The sequence below is a fragment of the Pontibacter rufus genome, from assembly GCF_015694705.1.
Classification (GTDB): Bacteria; Bacteroidota; Bacteroidia; order Cytophagales; family Hymenobacteraceae; genus Pontibacter; species Pontibacter rufus.
On the sequence record NZ_JADQDR010000014.1, the window covers coordinates 65754 to 87989 of the forward strand.

Genomic DNA, 22236 nt, shown 5'->3' on the forward strand with positions numbered 1-22236 from the left:
TTTATTTCATTTTTGAGTTATTAGCAACATGCCTTACTCCAGGAGTCCGGCACTGGCTTATTTGCTGGCTACAGTTTTCGTTGCAGGCTTTTTAAGGGAATACAGGTACTCTACCAAGTCAACAAGTTGCTGCTCCGACATGCCCTGCTGCAGGTTAGCAGGCATGATAGAGTGCTCCATCTGCGTTTTGGAAGCAATCTTCGATTTTTCGTAGCGGTTCTTCATTCCGCCCGGGCTAACCAATTCTATTTCGTCTTCTGTTTCGCTGGCGATAATGCCTGCTACTTCGCTGCCATCCTTCAGTTTAATTTGATACCCTTCGTAACCAAAACTGATACCCGCATCCGGATGAAGTATGGATACGTATAGCGCATCTTTGGTCAGCTTGCTTCCGATCTGGGTAAGTGCCGGACCAAAATTGGCGCCCTCTTTCCCAACCTGGTGGCAAACAGTACAGGTTTGCAGGAAAACCTTTTTGCCTTCTACTACAGAGCCCGTGCGCATGGCCAGCTCACTAATCGGCGGCAGGGGCTTACCATTTGTTGTACTAGCCGACTTCAGGTATTTCAGCGCTTCGTCGCGTATGCCTGTGCGCATGGCTCCCGCCAGCGTTACCGATGCTGCCGGCTCCAGCTCTTTTGGAAGCTTACCATCTCTTACCACATTCATCAGCCGCTCCTCGCCACTCCAACCGGTGCCCAGCGCCTTCACAGCTACCTTCCGCACAGCCATGTCGCCGGACTTGTCCATGACAATGGACTGTATCAAATCCATGGATTCGTTGCTGCCCACGTGGCTTAGTGCCTTTAGCACCGCTGACACATCGTCTTCATCCTTACTGTTAATAGTTTTTTTCAGCAGATCTGAACCACCTGAGCTCAGCAACAGCCGCGTTGACTCTACGCCCAGGCTGCTATCCGGATAGGCAAGTGCCAACTGAAGCAGCGCCTGGTTCTGATTGCGGAGTTTATAACGGCTGACAAGATCTACAAATTCCTGTTTTCCCTTTAACTCTGCCAGCGTTCGCTCCAGCACCGCCTTCGCCTTCGGTGATTTAGCGAGACTTGCCGGATCAATATGGTTCAGCGCTATCTTAGACACCTCCGCCTTATGCGGCCCCTGATCGTCCAGCAGGGCTAACAATGTTTTTTCTTTGGCAGGATCATCTATGAAATCAAAAGCTCTGAAATACTTCGCCCGGTCAGCCGACGAAGTACCCGCATCCGTGATGTTTTTGGCCAGGTAAGGCAGGGCAAGACCCGTTCTGGATCGCCAGATGATGTCCTGGCTGGCTTTATCTGTCAACTGGTTACCCATCTCCTTCTGATAGGCAGCAAAGAACTTGTCCCACTGCTCATCAGCCCCGATACCCAGGGCCTCCAGATACCAGCGGTCTTTGCCATCATACTGTTTCGCCAGCTGCGCCCAGAGTGCCGGCGCCTCCGGTGATTTGTTATGGTGCAGGGCAATGGCCACCTCGCGGCGCACCTGCGGGCTTTTATCGTTTACCAGTTGCTTCACATAAGGAATAATGTTGTCTGCTTCCTGGCGGGCAATACGAAGTCCCGTAATACGGATATCCGGATTTTCGTCCTGTAGCGCCTGCTGTATATAAGTATCGCTTTTGCCGTCAATCTTCGCCAGCAGCCACAGCGCTCTTGCCCGCATTCTGTCATTGTCTGATTTCCATAGTTGCTGCAGTGCAGGCTCGGCCTTTGCGCCCCATTGATGCAGCTTGGTCCAGGCCAGATAGCGCGTAGCCAGGTTAGGATTTTGCAGGCCCTCAACTGCGCCCTCCGGCGAGGAAAGATCCAGTTCCGGTATTTTATAGGGAGTTCCGGGAGGGGCTATCCTGTAGACACGTCCCCTGTCCATGTCTGCCATCTGATGGCCACCAACGCCCGGATCGTACCAGTCTGCTACAAAGATAGAACCGTCCGGAGCCACACTCAGATCAGAAGGGCGGAACCACTGATCGCGTACCCCCTCAACCAACGGCACGATTTCGGCTTTATACCCGGCTCCGTTTTTTGTTACCGGATACGCTCTTACTACATTCGGGCCCGCATCGGTATGAATCATCTGGTTACGGTATACTTCCGGAAGCAGATCTCCTTCGTATATCACCATACCTGTAGGCGAGCCTGCTCCCGTCTGCAACAGGTTCGGAATAGAACCAGGGTCATTCTGGTGCCAGTGCTGCAGCGGTATCTCCTTCTCCATGTTGGTGCGGCGAGAGCGCCAGCCGGCCCCGGTCATTTCATCGGTATAGCCGTAATTGCCGAATTCCATTACATAGTTGATGCGCACACCCTGGTTGCCATCGTCGTCGTTGTCGGACTGCCACAGCGTACCATAGGAATCCACGGCGGCCTCATAGTTGTTGCGGAAGTTGTGGGCCAGCACCTCGAACTCCGTGCCGTCCGGATTCACCCGGAAAACCATCCCCTGGCGGTAAGGGTTTCCACTGTTGTTCACCACCTTGCCATCTTTGTCGACAATGGGCTTTCCTTCACTGTCCATAATCTGTTTCCCTTCGTTACCGAAGTTGAAGTATAGCTTGCCGTCAGGGCCGAAGGTGAATGAGTGAATGGCATGATCGTGCTGCACCCCGCCGAGGCCTGAATAAAGCACCTCTTTCTTATCCGCTACATCATCTCCATTGGTGTCAGTAAACATAAACACGTTTGGACTGCTGGATACAATCACCTTGTTTCCCAGCACAGCTACACCAAGTGCAGCATTAATGTCTGTGCCCTGGTAAAACACTTTGGCTGTATCGGCGCGCCCGTCAGCATTAAGGTCTTCCAGGATCAGGATGCGGTCTCCTTCTGCCCGCTGTGGGTTTGTTGGGTTAAGCTCCGGCCGGTAATTATAAGCTTCGCAGACCCACACCCGCCCCTTTGCGTCAACATCGATGTTGGTGGGGTTGCCCATCATGGGTTCAGAGGCAAAAAGCTTTACCTGCAATCCCTCGGCAGCTTCAAGGCCAAGGACAGCGTTCTCCGGCAGCCTTTTTTCTGCTTCCGTCAGCTTACTGTATAGTTCATCACGCTCTTCCTTAGACTGTACAGGCTCTTTTGCGGCAGTCTGTTTCGTGTCGTTACACGACGACAATGTCAGCATACTCATCAGAAAAGCCACTGAAAGTATATTCCTTTTCATGGAGATAATGGTTATAGTTCAATATGTTGTTTTAGCCGCGCTTAGCTTCACCCGTTTAGTGCTGTTTTCTGCAGGGGCAGTTTTCTGTATCGGCAAGTATGGCCACCTATGGTATGTTTTGTATTTCTGCTTTTACATCAGAAGTATAAGGATCTTTCAAAACCCTGCAATACAGGTTTTAGTGTTATACTTACACCTATAAATATTAGTATTTATCTGCTTAAATACAAGCAAAAAGATTAATAAGAATATAGAAAGTGTTATGCAGCAGAAGAGGTCTTCTCTTAAAGTATACTTAAGTTTGATTTCGGGTATTGTAAAAACACAAAGGAGCTATCTTTTAAAACGGCTCCCTTGTGTTTCTTTTTATACTTAGATCAATATAGCGGGTTCTGGATCAATAACTCATTCCTATTCATCTCGTCTATCTCAATCGGCAGGAAGTAAAATCTTGGATTCCACTCTCTGTCCTGAATCACGATAGGCGCGTACTTTCGGTTCGAAATTGCTCCGTCAGCAGTCATGGTGCCGGTCACGCTCACACCCTTGGCATCCTGGTAAGCCTTGTCGGCTATCATCCAGCGGCGTACATCGAAGAAGCGCTGTTCTTCATAAGCCAGTTCAATGCTGCGCTCGTTTCTATAACGCTCTACCAAAGCCTGCCCGCTTTCGGTCACAGGCGGCATTCCGGATCGGGCCCTTACCTGATTGATATACGTTTTGGCTTCATCTTCCTGACCAAGTTCAATACATGCTTCAGCATAGTTCAGCAGAATCTCAGCATATCTGAATCTGCGGAAAGGTAATGTCTGCTTATTATACTGATGGTCTATGGTGGGATCAATAAACTTGCGCAGATAGTAGCCGGTATACGAACCATTCCAATCCTCAATTGGGCCTTTTCTGGTATCTAGCCCCGGCACAACGGTGCCATCCGGCTTTGTATAGGTGCCTACCTGCACAATTCCAATCGGATCAGCAGCCTGCACATCTGCCGGCCTCGGACGCCAGAGTGCGCCTTCATACAATATACTGGCATAAAAACGGGGGTCGCGGTTCTCATATGGATTGGCCTTTTGTGCCGGGTTGTCCCAGCTAAACGCCGTTCCATCGCTCATTTCATACCTATCTACCAACTGGCCTATAGGAGAACTCTCGCCCCAGTTGTGCCAGCCATTAGGGCCGGTAAACAAGCCAGGATTCGGAGCATCCCAATTTCCGTTGCGCAGGTTATCGTTAAACTGCAGGAAAATATCTTCTGAATTACCGTTGTTGAGGAAGATATTGGCATAATTCGCGGTTGCCGCTTCCGCACTGGTAGGGTTTGCCTCGCCGAACAGACTGTACAGGCCCAAATCCATGACGGCTTTGGCGGCATCTTTTGCAGCCTGCCACCGGGCCTGCTGGTCTCCGCTTGTGTAGCCAACCAGTTCGGGGTTGCTGTACCCTCCTGCCCAGGATGCATTGCTGTTATGCAAATCGCTGGCGGCGTACAACAATACCCGCGACTTCAGCGCCAGAGCAGCTCCCTTTGTGGCACGGGCTTTATCGCCCGATTCAGGTAACAGAGCAGCTGCTTTATCACATTCCTCCGAAACAAAAGCGATTACCTCTTCATATGTATTTCTGGGCGCTGTAAAGTCATCGGTGAGCGTATAGGTATCAGTAATAAGCGGCACACCGCCATAAAATGATGCTAACCCATGATAAAAGTAAGCTCTCAGAAACAGGACTTCACCTGTCAGCCTGTCCTTATCAACCTGGTTGTCGAAAGGAACTGCTTCTATCTTCTCCAGGAACAGGTTACATGCCCTGATATTTTTATAGGAACTGTTCCACGTCATGTACCGCTCATGCGAAACCCAGAAGCCATCATCAAAAACACCTAAATAGCTAGGGGTTATCTGGCTTTTTGTTACGTTTCCGGTTTCCCAGTCTGCATTAAACTGGGCCTCGTCTACCAGGTTAGCCAACATAATGGTATGGAAAGGGCTTGGTATACCTAAGTAGATATTATTCACAAAAGTTTCTACCAGGGCCGGGTCCTGCCAGACAGCTGCATCAGAGTAGTCACCTAGAGGTGTCTGTTCCAATATACCTGTATCACAGGAGGTTGTACCTGCCAGCGCTAAAGCTAAAAGGATGGGATATATTCTTTTTTTCATGACTGCTAATTAAAAGGTAACGGATAAACCACCATTTACAATTTTCTGTAGAGGATACCCTTGCCCGGATCCGGAGCCCAGTTCGGGATCGAAGTCTTTATAATCGGGGCTATAGGTCAGGAAGTTATAGGCATTCACGTATACTCTCAGCTTTTGAATACCCCAGTTTTGTGTAAATGCAGGCAGGCTGTAGCCTAGTTCAATGTTCTTTAAGCGCACATAATCTGTTTTATGCAGCCAGTAAGTATTCCGCTGGCCCACCCAATACTCGTTGCTGCGGTTAAAAACACGCGGCCCGGAAGCAGTTGGGTTTTGCTCTGTCCAGCGATTATCATAGAAGCTCTGCAAAAAGTTTCCAATCTCACCAGACTCTGTGCTGATGTAATTCACGGCGCCGGCAGCGCCCTGTATCAGCATAGAGAGGTCGAAACCTTTGTACCCGAGGCGTGCAGTGATACCACCTGTTAAAGTAGGCACATTGCTCTTTTCATTTCTTACCCGATCATTGGCATCAATCACGCCATCATCGTTCACATCTTCAAAGATAATGTCGCCTGGGCGCGCGCCGGACCAGTGTGGATATGCGTCTACCGCAGCCTGATTTTCGAAAATACCGATGGCCTGGTAATACAAATCATTATCCGGGTTGTAGGGGTCAGTCGGAATAGGGCGGCCGGTTGTCAGTTGGTATTCCGGTCTGCCGGGGGTTTCATCCCAGAAAATGATCCTGTTTTTGGCATAGCCGCCATTAATTCCTACTTCATAGGTAAAGTCGTTGCCAATAACATTGTCGTAAATCACACTGAAATCGAATCCCCTGTTTCCGGACTTTCCAATATTTTCCGGAGGTAAAGTCATACCGGTTGATGCCGGAATGGAAGCACTTCTCCTCCATAGAATGTCGGAGCGCAGGTTATCGAAGTAATCAAACGTAACAGAGAGATGATTATTGAGCAACTCAGCATCAAAGCCAACGTTGCGCTGAATGGCCTTCTCCCAGGTTGTATTCTGATTTGGAACACGCCTTTCATATAAGGTTGGATTTAACACCGTTCCACCATCTGTTACAAACGCTGATCCACCGGCTCCTAAACCAAGTGTCGCTAAGTAAGCATACTCTTGCAGAACACCTCCGAACGTTACTTCATCCCATCCTGTCTGACCATACGAAGCCCTTAACTTGAAGAAGTTGATAGCGCCAATGTTATCCTTCCAGAAGTTTTCCTCAGACATGACATAGCCTAAGGACATGCCTGGAAAAAATCCAAATTTTTTGCCTTCTTCAAATATGTAGGAGCCTTGATAGCGCCATACAAACTCCGCCAGGTATTTTTCCTTATAACCATAATTTACCCTTCCAAAATAGTTCAGACGGGCGCTTGCACTACCGGAACCATAGTTTGTCAGGTACTGGTCCGTTGCGCCGGCAAACATCTGATCAAGGGCAGTAGAGGTAAAGTTACGACGGTAAGCGCTGAACCTGTCCATCCCGCCCGTAATTCTTTCTACCCCGGCCAGGAAGTTGACGGAATGCACGTCCGAGAAAGTTCTGTCATACTTTAGCAATCCGTTTAGCAGGATGCGCTGGTTGTCTTCCATCTCTTCTGTCAGGGCCGGACTGTCAAAGCCTTTTTTGCCTTTAATCAGCACGGGCTGTCCGTCCGTATCACGTGTGGTGCCATCCCAGGAATATAAATACCAGGGTGTTTGCCATAATTTACGAAAATTAAAGCCTTTGTCAATAGCGGCATTTCCTGTAACGGATAGCCCTTCCACCCACGGGATGGTGACATTTAGCCTAAAATTAGAGTTAACCACATAGTTTTTATTTCTGTCGTAACCGGTTGCCTTGGTGCTTACCACCACGGGATTATCACCGTATTCTATATCCGGGCCGGGAGTGCCATCGGGCCAGTAAGCTGTCATATTCGGCTTGCCCCGCATTACCATCCTGAAAATGCTTCCTGCGCCGCGGGTCGGAAAGTTGCGGTCTTCCATGCGGCCCGAAAGATCGACAGCCAGGCTTATGTTTTCAGAGATTTTACCATCCAGGTTAGAGCGGAAATCATACTGGTTATACTTAGTGCCGCTGTTGTAGTAAAAGCCATTTTGGCTCCTGGTGGTAAGCGCCACAAAGTATTTCATGTTTTCGCTGCCTCCGGAAACTGATACATTCGCCTGGTTTTGGCCAGACCATGGCTTGATTACTTCCTTAAACCAGTTGGTGTTGGGGTGCCCCCAGGGATCAGATCCATCGCTAAACTGCTGGATATCTTCGGGTGTGAATCGGGCAGGATTACCCGCGTACAGGTCAATCTCGTTCAGCATGGTAGCATACTCTGCTGCATCTGCCATATCCGGAAGGCGGGTAGGCCGGCCATACCCCTGGTTAAACGAAGCGGTAATAGTAGGCTTTCCTACTTTTCCTCTTTTAGTGGTTACCAGGATTACGCCGTTAGCTGCCTGTGCGCCATAAATAGCGGCAGAAGCATCCTTTAGCACGGATATACTTTCAATTGTATTGGGGTCCAGTCGCTCTAGTGATCGGCCGGGTACACCATCTACTACAACCAGGGGCTCTGAGCTGCCAAAGGAATTCAGTCCTCTTATACGGAGCTTTGCGCCGTCATATCCGGGCTCACCACTTGATCCTACAGCTGTTAAACCCGGCATACGGCCGGCTAAACTGTTGGTAACGTTAAGGGCTGGGCTCTTGGTTATTACTTCGCCCTGAACGGCGGTTACAGATCCGGTTAAAGTAGCTTTTTTCTGTGTGCCGTATCCCACTACCACTACCTCTTCCAAAGCTTTGGTGTCAGCGCCCAACTGCACGTTAACGGTAGAGCGGTTGTTAACCGGCACTTCCTGCGTCTGGTAACCTATAAAGGAAAAAACAAGCGTACCACTGCCATCCGGCACATTGATAGTATAAGCCCCATCAGCACCTGTGGGCGCTGCCGTATTGGTGCCCTTGAGCAGCACTGTTACGCCGGGAAGCCCCATGCCGCTTTCATCTGTAACTTTCCCCTGCACCGTGACGCCCTGGGCGAGCGCCATCACAACAGAGGCAAAGAAAAGAGGAAATACAAGCAAGTATCTCAGCTCTTTAAGTAAAAAGTGTTGCATACATCATCATATTTAAAGGTTATAGAATAGATTAAAAATGTACTGAACTGGTTAATTCCCTTGTATGAAGTGCCGCTCCTGATAAGAATGGCTCCTTTAACATTTTCCTGTATAAGATAAGCTTCTATTCAGCAATTTACTGAACCCGCAAACCGCTGTGCTTATTACTATAATCATGCTTTTCCGTAATATCATACCACAAACCAGCGCTGAAATTGAAAATGTCTTTTATCGATGCTGTTTTAAGGTAGATACCCGCTTCTTTATGATAAATGTCCATAATCGTTTGCCAAAGCCAAACTTAACTGCTTCTTCAGATCATAAACCGCAATAAGCTTCAACTTATGGAAACAAGGAGCAGTAAAATTACTTTGGTTTAATGTACTAGGAGAAGTTGGGATGTTAGTTATTATTACGGAGTGTAATATAAATATCTTAAAGAAGAAAACAAATATCTTTAACGTCACGCCGACAAAAAATATTCCTGCTCCGGAAAGGCAATGAATTTACTGTTATCTGCTGAGAGTGTGCCCTATAGCAGACACAATGGCCCAGCAGAGATTTCATATTACGCTCCCTGCGATAGCCTGGCGGATTTATTCACCGCTGGATCAAGTATGTTTCGTCCTCTGCCTGTACAGCTGCGTATTGCAGCAAAAACAAGAACAGCCTAACCATACATGCTATGTTATTCCGGTTTATATGCCTTTACATCCTGCTGGTTGATGCCAAATAATAAGGTGCTGTTCACTTTCAGAATACTCCTTACATCCCCCTTCACTTTAAAGCCTGATTGGGCCTGTGGTACGTAATAAAACTCTCCCTTTCCGTTGCCCTGCAGCAGGATACCATAGTTGGCATCATACTTCCCGAAGCGCAGCCGGGCCTGGCTCATGTTGCCTCCCAGCAATAAATCCTGCTTGCCGTCGCTGTTATAGTCCAGGGCAGTCATGGCATATACCGGCGAGAACTGGACCTCTACCGGCAGGGACTTCTCCTGGAATTTACCCTGCGCATTGCTCTCAAAGTAGGCTGTCTGCAGATAATTGGCAGAAAAATGCCCTGCTCCTTTAAGCTCTTCGGGTGTAAAAATATCCTGCAGGGTGGCGTCTGCATAGCTTTTATAGTCGGTAAAGCGGGTGCGCATGATGCTTATCTGGTCCAGCAACTCGTCGCGGGTTACATAGGGATAGCTCTTACCCTGTATATAGAAGGTCAGGATAGGATCAACAGATCCGTTGTCGTCAAAATCCTTGTAATACAGCTCTGCCGGTTGCTGATCTGTGGCTTTGCACTGGGTGTTCAGGCCAAGATTGCCTATCACCAGATCAGGCTTGCCGTCCTGGTTAAAGTCATCCACCAGCAACTTATTCCACCAACCCCTGTACTCCTTATCGAAGTAGGCTTTGGTATTGTCAGTTAGTTTGCCGTTTGTGTTTTTGAAAACGGTTACCGGCATCCACTCCCCCACTATCACCAGCTCCTGTTTTTTGTCGCCGTTCAGGTCATGCCAGGCGGCATCGGTTACCAGGCCCGGGCGTTGCAAGGCGGGTGCCACAGCCGCTGTCATATCCTTAAACCTGCCGGTGCCATCATTCATGAGGATATAGCTTCTGGGTATCTCCGGGTAGCGGCCCGGAATCATGCGGCCCCCTACAAACAAATCCAGATGCCCGTCGCCATTTATATCTGCTGCACGCGCACAGCTTGTGCTCACGGGCATGGCTGGCAGGGCATCTGCGCTGCTCCTGCTGAAATTACCTTTCCCATCGTTAAGGTACAGCCTATCCTGCAGCAGCGCATCATCCGGCATATAGTTGTGGTAACCTCCACTAACAACGTACAGATCCGGGGCCCCGTCGTTGTTGGCGTCAAAAAATACGGCATCCACATCTACAGCCATCTTGTCGGCATCAAAAGCGGGCGTAGTCCTCGGTGCGAAACTGCCGTTTCGTTGCTGCAGGTATAGCGCCCCTGCCTGCCCCTGTCCGCCGCCTGCAAAAATATCCTCCAGCCCATCTCCATTCACATCCGCCTTCACCAGGCAGGGACCGGAGAAAGAGAGTGGGTTAACCAGCAGCGGCTGCCGCTTAAAGTCATTTGTAACGTTCTTCTGATGCGCAAAGGAAATCGGTGCTTTGGCTTCCCTGAAAATGGGTGCAGCGGGCTTCCTGGAGCTATATGAAGCATCTGCCGCTTCCTCCTGCAGAGTAAGCCGCTGGTCCGGTTTCACATTCCGTAGCACTTGCTGTTTCCCACTCAGCCATACAACCCGCAGTGAGTCTATCATACTCTCCTGCCCAAGGCCAAAATGCAGCACCGGCGAAACGCTTGACTGATAACCCCGCGAGGGCATCTGCTCCTGGTACTGCTGCCTGCTGCCCGCATAGACTGTAACTTTAGCGCCTGTTCCGGCGGTGTTTTTGCCAGCCCCTTTTAGCTTAAGTTGCACGTAGTGGTGGTGCAGTTGCTCGCTGGCCCCGTTCTGGTATATAAAAGCTGGCTGGTTGATATTGTTGACGATGAGATCCAGATCGCCGTCGTTGTCGAGATCGGCATAGGCAGCCCCGTTGCTGGTGGAAGGAATACGCATACCCCAGTCCTGGCCTTTGTTGCTGAACGAGAGGTCGCCGTTGTTTTTGAAGATGTAGTTCGTTACATTGGACGAAGGTATTTTGTTGACAAGTTCCAGTGCACTCCTCCGATCCATTCTGCCGCTGTTCTGCTGCACAAAGTTTCCCATGTACTTGATAAAATCCATGTTGGTATAGTCGCGCAAATAACCGTTTGTCACAAATAGATCTTTAAGGCCGTCGTTATCATAGTCAGCAAATAAAGGTGCCCAGCTCCAGTCGGTATTGGAGATACCTGCCAGCTGACCGATCTCACTAAACGTACCATTGCCATTATTTAGCTGTAGCATGTTACGCATATACTGGTAATGGAAACCTGATTTGAGACTGAGATTGAACTTCTCGTAATTATCCGGGGCAAACAGCAGCTTCTGCCGCCTGTTGTCTTCAGGCAGCATGTCCAATGTAAAGATATCCGGGTGGGCGTCGTTGTTGATGTCGGCGATATCATTACCCATGGAGAAATGGGAGGTATGGCCGATGCTTGTTTTCATCTGATCCGTAAAGGTACCGTCCTGGTTATTCATGTAAAGGTAATCCGGAACATCATAGTCATTCGATATATAAATATCAGGCCAGCCATCCCCATTTATATCGGCTACGCCTGCCCCCAAACCATACGTCAGGGTTGAAGAAAGGAACCCTGCCCTGCCTGTTATATCCTCAAAATGTCCTTTATCATTTCTGAAAAACCGCACTCCCCGTTGCGCATCCTCTACCTTAAGAATTTCTGCTGTAGTAACTTCATCTAATATCGGCAATGACTCCGGGCTATGGTTCAATAAAAACATATCAAGATCATTGTCCCGATCAAAGTCGAAGAAGACGGCATGCGTGCTGTTGGAAGAACTGGCCAGACCATACTGCGCTGCCTGCTCCACAAACCGGGGCTCCCCGTTAGCATCTGGGCCTGTGTTAATGAACAACTGGTTTGTCCGCTTTTCAGGCGGCAGCTTACCGGAGTAGCAAACATATATATCTAATAAACCGTCTCCGTTCACATCCGCCATAGTTGTGCCGGTAGCCCAGGGGCCTTCTCGTCCGGCTACACCGGCCCTGGCAGTTATATTTTCAAACTGCATATTTCCCTTGTTCAGGTATAGCTGATTTGGCGCCATGTTAGCGGTAAAGTAAATATCCTGCAGACTATCTCCGTTTACATCTCCTACGGCTACCCCGCCTCCATTGTAGAAGTACTCATACATGAGCACATTTGTATTTAACCCTTCAGTCAGGTTGTTGGAGAAATTAATACCAGTCCGGCTGGCAGGCAGCAGGCTAAACAGTGGATGGGCGACAATGGGGGGAGCATCGTTACCTGCTTTTTTCCCCTCTTCAGAAGATCTTTCCTGGCAGGATGCAACAACTAAAAAAAGGATGAGTAGCGATAGGGTAGATAAGGGAGATCGGAGCAGGCTCATTCGTATAAGCGTTCTATAAGTAAGCGATAAAAAAGAAAATCTATGCCAGCACAAAACGACTGGCATAGATTTTAAATTCAAATAAGCACAAATTCTTAGTACCCCGGATTCTGAACCAGTTTATCATTCCTGTTCATCTCGTCCCGGTGAATCGGCAGGTAAAACATTTTATCGTCCCATGCCCGGTTCTCAATTCCTTCACCAAGTTCTATCACATTGTATGTATAGTTGTAGTTCTCAGGATTGTGCTGGTACTGCGTCACTGTTTTACCGGGTTTCAGTGTTCCTTTGATGTCAATGATCCCAGGCTGTTCACCAAACTCCTCTGGCGCAATCATCCATCTGCGGGCATCATGAAAGCGCTGTTCCTCGTAGGCCATTTCTATCCTGCGCTCGTTACGGTACCGTTCCATCAGCGCGTCGCCTGTTTCGGTTACAGCCGGCATTCCCACCCGGAAGCGCACTTTGTTCAGCCATGCCTGGGCTTCGGCATCCTGGCCCAACTCAATGCTGGCCTCCACATAGTTCAATACTGCTTCTGTATAGCGGAAGAAAGCCCAGGGAACCTGCTGCCACATGTTCATGTCTACCAGATTAGGGTTCGGGTCAATAAACCTCCTCATATAGTAACCGGTGCGGCTACCGTTCCAGTCCTCAATAGAGCTCTGCCGTGTATCCAGGCCGAAGTGTGTCGTTTTCTTCCCATCGGGCCCAATTATCTCATATTGACCTGTCTGGATCTGGTTGGCAGGATCTGCTGTGGTAGTGAACCTTGGTTTCCAGTCAGCGCCATCGTACAGGATAGAGGCTTCAAAACGGGGATCACGGTTTTCATATGGGTTCGCGGCTTGCTCCGGGTTATCCCAGCTGAATTTACTGCCGTCCATCATTTCATAGTCATCTACCAATTGCTGGATCGGCGTATTACCGGCCCAGTTACGGTACCCGTTAGGACCATTGTATAGGCCAACCTGACCACCGCTCTCGTTCTTAGACTGGATAAAGTAGCGCCCAAAGATCATATCTTCTTCACCACCGCCACGGAACAGGGAAACATTGACATAATTTTCAAACCCTTCCTCTGGCGTAACAGGTCCTGACAGGTTCAGCTTAAACCCGTAGCCCGGCAAGTCCAACACATCTTTGGCAGCAGCCTGAGCTTTTTGCCAACGCTCCATCTGGCTGCCATCTACATAACCTATTAACTCAGGGTTAGAGTAGCCGGCAATTATACTTGACTTTGCGTTGGCAGTAGGTATATCGTGCAAATCGCTGGCAGCATACAGCAAAACCCGGGATTTGAGCGCCAGGGCTGCGGCCTTAGACGCCCGGCCCAGCACTATCGGCTTACCATCAAGCAGTTGCGCCGCTTGCTCTGCATCTTTCACAATAAAATCTACAGTTTCTGCAAAGGTATTGCGGGCGATAGTATAATCTTCTGCGCCAAGTTCGTACGGGCTATCCACGAGCGGCACACCGCCATAATAGCGAAGCAACTGGTGATACATGTAAGCCCGCATAAACAGTGCTTCCCCCATCAACCTGTCCACAAGTTCCGGATTGTCAAACTGGGGCTCCTGCAGGTTTGTAATAGCTAAGTTGGCTGCCCTAATTCTGCTATACATGTTAGGCCAGTTAAGCGTATAGTTTATCCAACCCGGGTCAGCAGGATTGGAACGTGCCTCAGTGATAGTATTAATGCCTCTGCCCGGGTGCGTAAAAACAGCTTCATCTGTAAGGGAAGCCTGCATTTGCTCATCAAAGCCTCCTACGCCCAAAACCGTATAGAGGTCAGTTACAAAGGCCTCGGCAAGGGCTGCATCTGTCCAGACAAGCTCACTTGGAACACTTGATAAGGGCTGTGTGTCCAGAAAGTCATCCTTACAGCCGGTCATAAGCGCCATGGCTGTAATAACTCCCAGGGACAAAGATTTTATTTTATTCATTCTCTTCATTTCTAGGTCTGTTAAAATGTTACGGTTACACCTCCATTAATAACTCTGGACTGCGGGTAATACTGGCCGTTAGCGTTCACGTTCTCAGGATCGTATACCTTTAGTTTATCCCAGGTGGCCAGGTTCAGGGCGTTCACATACACCCGCAAAGCGCTTAAGCCTATCTTCTGTCCAATTTCAACTGGCAGTGTGTAGCCCAGTTCTATGTTCTTCAGGCGGATATAGTCGGTGCTTCGCATCCAGTAGGTGTTGCCACCGGAGTAATACTGATTGCCGCGGTCAGCAATGCGCGGATGCACAGAACTGTGGTTGTCCACGGTCCAGCGGTTCACATATATATCCTCCAGGAAGTTACCGATACTGCCCATTTCGCCTGTTCCGATGGTTGTAACGGCGCCGGCTGATCCCTGAAACAACACGCTGAAGTCGAAATTCTTATAGCCCAGGTTTGCGCTTAAGCCCCCCTGGAAGGTAGGAATGTCGTTGCGGGGATCTCTTGTTCTATCGTCAGGGGTTATTTTACCATCAGGCACACCGTCAGGGCCGGAAATGTCCTTGTACTTCATATCACCAGGACGCAGGGTTCCTACAATCGCGCTGTAGTCGAGTGGGTTGGCATCAATAGAAGCCTGGTCTGGAAAAACTCCGTCGTATTCGTATCGAAGCCCGGTACCCATTGGCATGCCCGTAGAACGCTGGTGCGCAGGAGCGCCCGGAGCCTCATCCCAGAACAAAATCTCGTTTTTGGCATAGCCGCCGTTTGCACTGACGTTGAAGGAAACATCACCAAACTGGTTGTTATATCCAATCAGAAATTCCCAGCCTTTGTTAGCCACTTCACCAATGTTCTGGCGAGGCAAAGTCATACCCGTAGTCTGAGGAACTGATCCATACTTAGCCCATAATATACTGGTACGCTTGTTATAGAAGACATCAAACTCAAAGTTGATCTTGCCCTGCAGCATCTGGCCTTCTAAACCAATATCTGTATTGTTTGCTACTTCCCAGGTAATGGTTGGATTGGGAACCCGCGTCTCGCGCAACGTCTTAACTTCCTGGCCTCCAATTATGTATGAACTAAACTGGTTAAGGGACAGATAAGAGTAGAGTTCTCCGATATCGTCATTACCCATTTGCCCCCATGATCCGCGAAGTTTCAGAGAGTTAATAAAGGAAACATTATTTTTGAAAAAGTCCTCTTCAGAGATTCGCCAGGCAGCCAGCACCCCCGGGAAAAAGCCATAGCGCGTATCCCTTGGGAAAATATCCGAGGCATCGTAGCGCCATAAGAACTCTGCCATGTACTTCTCTTTGTAGTTATAGGCAAAACGTCCAAAGTGGCTCAGACGTGCTCTTTCTACGGCATCACCATTATTGCTCTTCTCTAAATCTCCTCCAACGGCAAGCTGGTCAATTGCAGGTGAGATAAAGTACCTGCGGTAGGCATTAAACCAGTCTCCTTCAATCGTTTCCCGGTTGGTACCTGCCAGCACGGTTACTGCGTGGTCGCCAAAGGAACGCTCAAAAGTCAGGATGCCGCCCAGCAAAATTTTCAGCTCCTCCTCATCCCCCATGGTAAGGTTCGGATCGGCAGGGCCTCTTCGTCCTGCAGTAAGCAAAGGCGTAACGCCGTCTGCTTCGTAAGTTGCTTTGTCCCAGTCATACAAATACCACGGAATTTGCCATCTTTTCGTACGACGGGTCATTTTATCCACTGCGGCTGTACCGGTAAACTTCAGTCCCTCTATCCAGGGGTTGGTAATCTCCACTGATCCGTTTGTCTGCAGGTAACTGCGGGTATCGCGGTCGTATCCGGTTTTGTTGGTGGTAATAACAACCGGGTTTTGTCCATTCTCAATATCAGGGCCCGGCTTCCCGTTAGGCCAATAGGCTGGTGAAGTAGGAATGCCCCGCATCTGCATCCGGAAAATGGCGCCGGCGCTAACGGTAGGGAAGAAGCGGTTCTCCTGGCGGCCTAACATCCCGATGCTTGTCTTGATATATTTGCTGATGTTCGCATCCAGGTTTATCCGCAAATCATATTGCTTGTAGCCTGTAGCAGAGTTTTTATAGAAAGCGTCCTGGTTTACATATCCCAGAGAGGTCAGAAACTTGATGTTTTCGCTTCCTCCTGTCAATTGCAGGTTGTGCTGCGACTGTGGCGACCATTCCTTCAGGGTAGCATCGTACCAGTCGGTGTTGGGGTGTGTCCAGGGGTTGGAGCCGTCTCTGAACTTTTGGAAGTCTTCCGGGCTGTAATGCGCATTTACAACAGCACCATCAGGCAGGGTGTAGCTACCGCTCTGGCGGAAAGCTTCCTTGGCTTCTTCCCACAGGGGCACCGGCACACGGTTATAGATCTCCAGGTCGTTCCGCATCTCACCGAACTGAACGGCATCAGTCAGTTCAGGGATAACGGTAGGTTGGGCGAAACCCTGGTTAAAGGAGTAAGACAGTTCCGGCTTTCCTACAGTACCCCGCTTTGTGGTAACGAGGATAACACCATTGGCGGCACGTGAGCCATATATAGCTGCCGAGGCATCTTTCAGCACCGAAATACTTTCAATATCGGCCGGGTTAAGGCGCTCTATACCGCCAGCTCTGGCCGGGATTCCGTCAATTACAACCAGTGCCCCGTTGCTGCCCAAAGTATTAGAGCCTCTGATGCGGATAGATGACCCATCGTAGCCCGGTTCACCACTTCTGTTTACGGCAACCACGCCGGGCATGCGGCCGGCAATGGAGTTTGTAAGGTTAACCGCCGGCGACTTTTCGAGTTCTGCGCCCTTTACAGCGGCAACAGATCCGGTAACAGTTTCCTTTTTCTGTGTGCCATATCCTACTACCACTACCTCTTCCAAAGCTTTGGTGTCAGCGCCCAACTGCACGTTAACGGTAGAGCGGTTGTTAATCGGCACTTCCTGCGTCTGGTAACCTATAAAGGAAAAAACAAGCGTACCACTGCCATCCGGCACATTGATAGTATAAGCCCCATCAGCACCTGTGGGCGCTGCCGTATTGGTGCCCTTGAGCAGCACTGTTACGCCGGGAAGCCCCATGCCGCTTTCATCTGTAACTTTCCCCTGCACCGTGACGCCCTGGGCGAGCGCCATCACAACAGAGGCAAAGAAAAGAGGAAATACAAGCAAGTATCTCAGCTCTTTAAGTAAAAAGTGTTGCATACATCATCATATTTAAAGGTTATAGAATAGATTAAAAATGTACTGAACTGGTTAATTCCCTTGTATGAAGTGCCGCTCCTGATAAGAATGGCTCCTTTAACATTTTCCTGTATAAGATAAGCTTCTATTCAGCAATTTACTGAACCCGCAAACCAGAACTGCTCCGGGTAGCCGAAGCAGTTAATCCTGGGGCCGCTGCCCAACCATCTCTTAAAACAAAGTACATGATCCGACATTTTAGCGCCAACCGGTTCCGGACTTATTCCTGCCCAGGCATAGCATCTTTCAGAAATGGTTTGTACCAGGTTTTTATCAAATCCTAAAAAGCAATTATATATTAAGTTCTTATGTGCTACCCCTAAAAATATGATTATAATGAAGATGCCCGTTCATTAAGCCAAGTTGCCGACTTAATCTTCTTATACTTCCGATTAAATGTATGATTTACACAATAAAAAACCAAATCTTTTGAATTTAAGACCCTAAATATTTTTTCTCATAAGTTAGAGGCCGCTGCTTGTGCAGCAGCAACTGTATAAAAGAAAACGGAGCGTACCAGGACCGCCGAAACAATCATGAAATTAAGTTGTTCCTGTGGCTGTAGTTTGAGGAGCTTATACTTACTGCTTTGAATTTAGCAGCCGCTTCGGGTAATTTTTACTTTCTTGTGGCTTTATCTGTAAAACCCCGCACATGCGCACCAGAGTTATTCAATACATCTTCTTTTTCTCGGGCCTGCTATTATTTGGTTTAGGCAATGCTGTGGCTGTAAAGGTAAAATACCTGGGGTTGCACCCGTGGGAGGTGTTGAATGTAGCCTTATACCAGAAATTTGGCTTTACTGTCGGCACCTGGAGCACGCTAACGGGACTGATGCTGATTTCGGTGTCATGGTTCGTAAACCGGAAATACGTAAATGTCGGCACTTTCCTGAACGCGCTGCTTATTGGCCCCTTCATGGACTTTTTCCTGTGGCTGGGTATTTTACCTGAGGCAGCCCATACCAGCCGCGATTACCTCCTGCTGGCCTGTGCCATCGTGCTGGTAGGTATAGCAGGCGGTTTATACGTGGCAGGCGGTATCGGCGCCGGGCCGCGCGATGGCTTTATGCTGTCCGTATCAGACCGTGTCAGGATTTCCATAAGCAAAGCCCGCATACTGGTAGAGTTTATAGTGATAGGAATAGGCCTGACACTTGGTGGGCCGGTGTTTATTGCCACTTTCTTCTACTCGCTCATTCAAAGCCCCATTTTTCAGGTGATGCTGAAGTTTTTCGGCAGGCTGCGCATAGCGCTAACCGAACAGCAGGCAGATGCCTGATCTTGCAAAAAGCATACGCACCAATATTGCAGCCAGGCAGGGAACGTACACCGCAACGCTTTGCTCTGAGATCGTTATTCCGCCACTTACTGCAAAACCTTAATCAGAGGAGAATCTCTTTGTCTGTTAATAGTATGAAGCCATACCTTTCCTGCCAGTAAGCTTCCTGCATAAGGGCAAAGCATCAATTCTGTACAGGTTAACTTTGCCGCTCTGCTTCAGCAAAACTTACCTGCACTTCCTCTTTCTCTCCGGTGCTGATGTCAACCTTAAACAGTTGATGGCTGTTGGTGCTCGTTACCCACAATTGTCCGCCCAAAAATATGATGTCGTTTGGCTCGCTCAGGCCATCGGTTAAAGTACGCACCCGCTTATGGCTTAGGTCAAGTATTTTGATTTTGCCGTTGTAGGTATCAGCAATGAACACATCACTGTCAATATTCTCCACGCCCATACAGTGCTGCAGCAGCGCTTCATCTACCGGGCCATCTGCATCGCCAAAATCAAACAACCCGCTGCCAATTAATGTAAGCACCATGCCTGTGTTGGTATTTACACTACGGATAGCGCTTGCCTCGGCATCGGCTACATAAAGTATGTGGCCATTGCGGGCCAGACCGCTGGGCTGGTTAAAAGCAGCCTGGCGCAGTGGCCCATCGGTGAGCGCCTCGCGCCCGCTGCCGGCAAAGCGGTACACCTGCTCTGTAGCTAAATCCATGCGCAGTATCTGGTGGTTGCCTGCATTAGCAACATACATGCTTCCGTCAAGTATAAGCAGGTCCCAGGGGCTGTTGGGGTTTACGGGCTCATCCATTTTATCATCCATAAAATAATAGCCCAATTCGCCGGTACCGGCCGCCGTGCTTACCTGCTGCTGCGCCAAATCTACCTTCCGGATAGTGTTGTTTTTGGCATCGGCCACATAAAGGATAGTATCGTGCAGCGCCATACCGTGTGGTTCGTAAAAGCTGGCCTCCGTGTAGCTGCCATTTTCAAAGCCCTCTCGGCCACTGCCGATAGTTTCCAGCACCTGCCCCTGCTGGTCCAGTTTCAGGATGCGGTTATGGCCACTGTCGGCAAGGTAAATGTTGCCTTCGCTGTCGCTGATGAGTTTGGAGGGATAGTATAGCGCCGTGCCTGGGCGATGCTCCACGTGGAAACGGAAAGGCTCATAGTTGAGCTCATCCTTAAACTCCTGCTTCAGTTGCTCGATGTAAGGTTGTACGGTCTGGTATACGCCTTCACCGGCATGCTGCCCGATTACTTTCCCGTTGGGGTTGATGAGCACCAGCGTTGGCCAGGCCCTTACGCCATATTGGTTCCAGATTTTAAAATCCGCATCGTTTACTACCGGGTGCTCCACGCCAAACTTGCGGATAGCCTGCGCAATGGTTTCATTTTGCTTCTCGGCGTCGAACTTGCCTGAATGCACCCCGATTACGACCAGCACATCGGCATATTCCTCTTCCAGCCGCCTGAGGTCGGGCACAATATGCTGGCAGTTGATGCAGCCGAAAGTCCAGAAATCCAGCAGCACAATTTTGCCCCTGAGATCTTTGATAGACCAGGCCCGACTGGTATTAAGCCAGCCATACTTAGTATCTATTTCTGGTGCATTTACACGTCCGGTCAGCATAGAGGGAGAGGCTTTTAAGTCAGTTGGTTGTTCTATCTGTTACAGGTTTGAGGCTGTAAATGTTATTTGTTTTCCGTTATACTATGTTATGACGTCTCTGGTCCTGCTTCTGACCTCGCAGCGTGCGCAGTTCCTACGAGTGTCTGATTTGCGCTGTAGCAGGCAAGACGCCCGTTAGCCCCAAACTCTCATTTTGGCTAATCTAAGGAGGAAAACTAAAGCACTTCTGCGGCTATACTTTCATAAAACAAAAAGCCCTGCAAGTATCACTTACAGGGCTCCTTAACTTTTAACTCTTAGTTTTTAACTAATTACACCTCCACTTCGCCATACAAATCAAAGTCCGAGGAATCGGTGATTTTTATGTTGGCAAAATCGCCGAGGCGCACGTAATTGCTGTTGGCTGGCACCAGCACTTCGTTGTCTACTTCGGGCGAGTCGTATTGGGTACGGCCTACAAAATAGCCGCTTTCTTTGCGATCGAAAAGCACTTTGTAGATCTTGCCGATCTTCGCTTCGTTCAGTTCCACCGAAATGCCCTGCTGTAACTCCATAATAGCATCGGCCCGCTCCTGCTTCACCTCTTCCGGCACATCATTCTCGAGCGAGAAGGAATGCGTATCGTCTTCGTGCGAGTAGGTAAAAATGCCCAAGCGGTCGAAACGTGTTTCTGCTACCCAGTCGTAAAGCTCCTGGAAATCTTTATCTGTTTCGCCGGGATGACCAGCAATGAGTGTGGTTCTGAGAGCAATATCAGGCACGCGATGGCGGATAGAATCAACTAACTCTAGCGTGCGGCGCTTGCTGATGCCGCGGCGCATGGTCTTGAGCATGTTGTCGGAGATGTGCTGCAGCGGCATGTCCAGGTACTTGCAGATATTCTCGCGTTCGTTCATTACATCAAATACCTCCATAGGGAACTGCGACGGATACGCATACTGCATCCGTATCCACTCAATACCTTCCACATCCGACAGGTTACGGAGCAAATCAGCCAGTTTGCGCTCGCCGTAATGCTGCAGGCCGTAGTAGGTCAGATCCTGTGCAATCAGCACCAGTTCTTTGGTGCCCATACCTGCCAGCCGCTTTGCTTCCTTCACCAAGTCCTCTATCGGACGGTCTACATGCTTGCCGCGCATCAAAGGGATAGCGCAGAACGAGCAGGGACGGTTGCAGCCTTCGGCTATCTTAAAGTAGGCGAAATGCGAGGGCGTGGTCAGCAGGCGTTCGCCAATCAGTTCGTGCTTGTAATCGGCCTCCAGCGTTTTCAGCAGGCGCGGCAGTTCCAGCGTACCGAAGTAGGCATCTACCTGCGGGATTTCGGCTTCCAGCGAATCTTTGTAGCGCTGCGACAGGCAGCCGGTCACGTATAGTTTATCAATCTGGCCGGCTTCTTTGGCATCGGCATAGCGCAGAATGGTGTCGATGGATTCCTGCTTGGCATTGTCTATAAAACCGCAGGTGTTTACGATAATGATGTTGGAATCGTCGTTTTCAGACTCATGCGCCACCTCAAATTCATTGGCACGCAACTGCCCCATCAGCACTTCCGAATCAACCAGGTTTTTGGAGCAACCCAGCGTTACGACGTTTACTTTATCTTTCTTAAGTGTTCTTACTTTCACTTACAGGT

Annotated in this window: 9 protein-coding genes; 1 reads left to right on the top strand and 8 read right to left on the bottom strand. The window is 49.3% G+C overall.

Features of this window, described 5'->3' with window-relative positions:
* Positions 1 to 57: 57 nt before the first annotated feature.
* From I2I11_RS19470 to I2I11_RS19495, 6 genes are all read right to left on the bottom strand, one after another.
* On the bottom strand, positions 58 to 3165 hold the full coding sequence (locus tag I2I11_RS19470; RefSeq protein ID WP_196269425.1) for a PVC-type heme-binding CxxCH protein: 3108 nt from the start codon (positions 3163 to 3165) through the stop codon (positions 58 to 60).
* A gap of 377 nt (positions 3166 to 3542) precedes the next feature.
* Positions 3543 to 5330, bottom strand: a complete 1788-nt coding sequence (locus I2I11_RS19475) for a RagB/SusD family nutrient uptake outer membrane protein (protein WP_196269426.1) — start codon at positions 5328 to 5330, stop codon at positions 3543 to 3545.
* A 9-nt stretch (positions 5331 to 5339) separates the two neighbouring features.
* Positions 5340 to 8423 carry a SusC/RagA family TonB-linked outer membrane protein gene (locus tag I2I11_RS19480; protein ID WP_230680455.1) on the bottom strand — a complete coding sequence of 1028 codons (3084 nt, stop codon included), beginning with the start codon at positions 8421 to 8423 and terminating at the stop codon, positions 5340 to 5342.
* A 721-nt stretch (positions 8424 to 9144) separates the two neighbouring features.
* Complete coding sequence (locus I2I11_RS19485) at positions 9145 to 12510, bottom strand: VCBS repeat-containing protein (RefSeq protein WP_196269428.1); 3366 nt, start codon at positions 12508 to 12510, stop codon at positions 9145 to 9147.
* Positions 12511 to 12605: 95 nt separating this feature from the next.
* Positions 12606 to 14456 carry a RagB/SusD family nutrient uptake outer membrane protein gene (locus I2I11_RS19490; RefSeq protein ID WP_196269479.1) on the bottom strand — a complete coding sequence of 617 codons (1851 nt, stop codon included), beginning with the start codon at positions 14454 to 14456 and terminating at the stop codon, positions 12606 to 12608.
* 20 nt (positions 14457 to 14476) lie between these two features.
* The gene (locus tag I2I11_RS19495; protein ID WP_196269429.1) at positions 14477 to 17647 is read right to left on the bottom strand and encodes a SusC/RagA family TonB-linked outer membrane protein; all 3171 of its coding nucleotides are present in this window, start codon (positions 17645 to 17647) and stop codon (positions 14477 to 14479) included.
* Between the two features lie 693 nt (positions 17648 to 18340).
* Here I2I11_RS19495 and I2I11_RS19500 point away from each other — a divergent pair.
* Complete coding sequence (locus tag I2I11_RS19500) at positions 18341 to 18967, top strand: YczE/YyaS/YitT family protein (protein WP_196269430.1); 627 nt, start codon at positions 18341 to 18343, stop codon at positions 18965 to 18967.
* A 199-nt stretch (positions 18968 to 19166) separates the two neighbouring features.
* Here the strand turns inward: I2I11_RS19500 and I2I11_RS19505 are convergent, their stop codons facing one another.
* Both I2I11_RS19505 and rimO read right to left on the bottom strand, forming a co-directional pair.
* Complete coding sequence (locus I2I11_RS19505) at positions 19167 to 20603, bottom strand: thioredoxin-like domain-containing protein (protein ID WP_196269431.1); 1437 nt, start codon at positions 20601 to 20603, stop codon at positions 19167 to 19169.
* Between the two features lie 311 nt (positions 20604 to 20914).
* Positions 20915 to 22228, bottom strand: coding sequence for a 30S ribosomal protein S12 methylthiotransferase RimO (gene rimO, locus I2I11_RS19510; RefSeq protein ID WP_196269432.1), 1314 nt, complete (start codon positions 22226 to 22228; stop codon positions 20915 to 20917).
* Positions 22229 to 22236 lie beyond the last annotated feature (8 nt).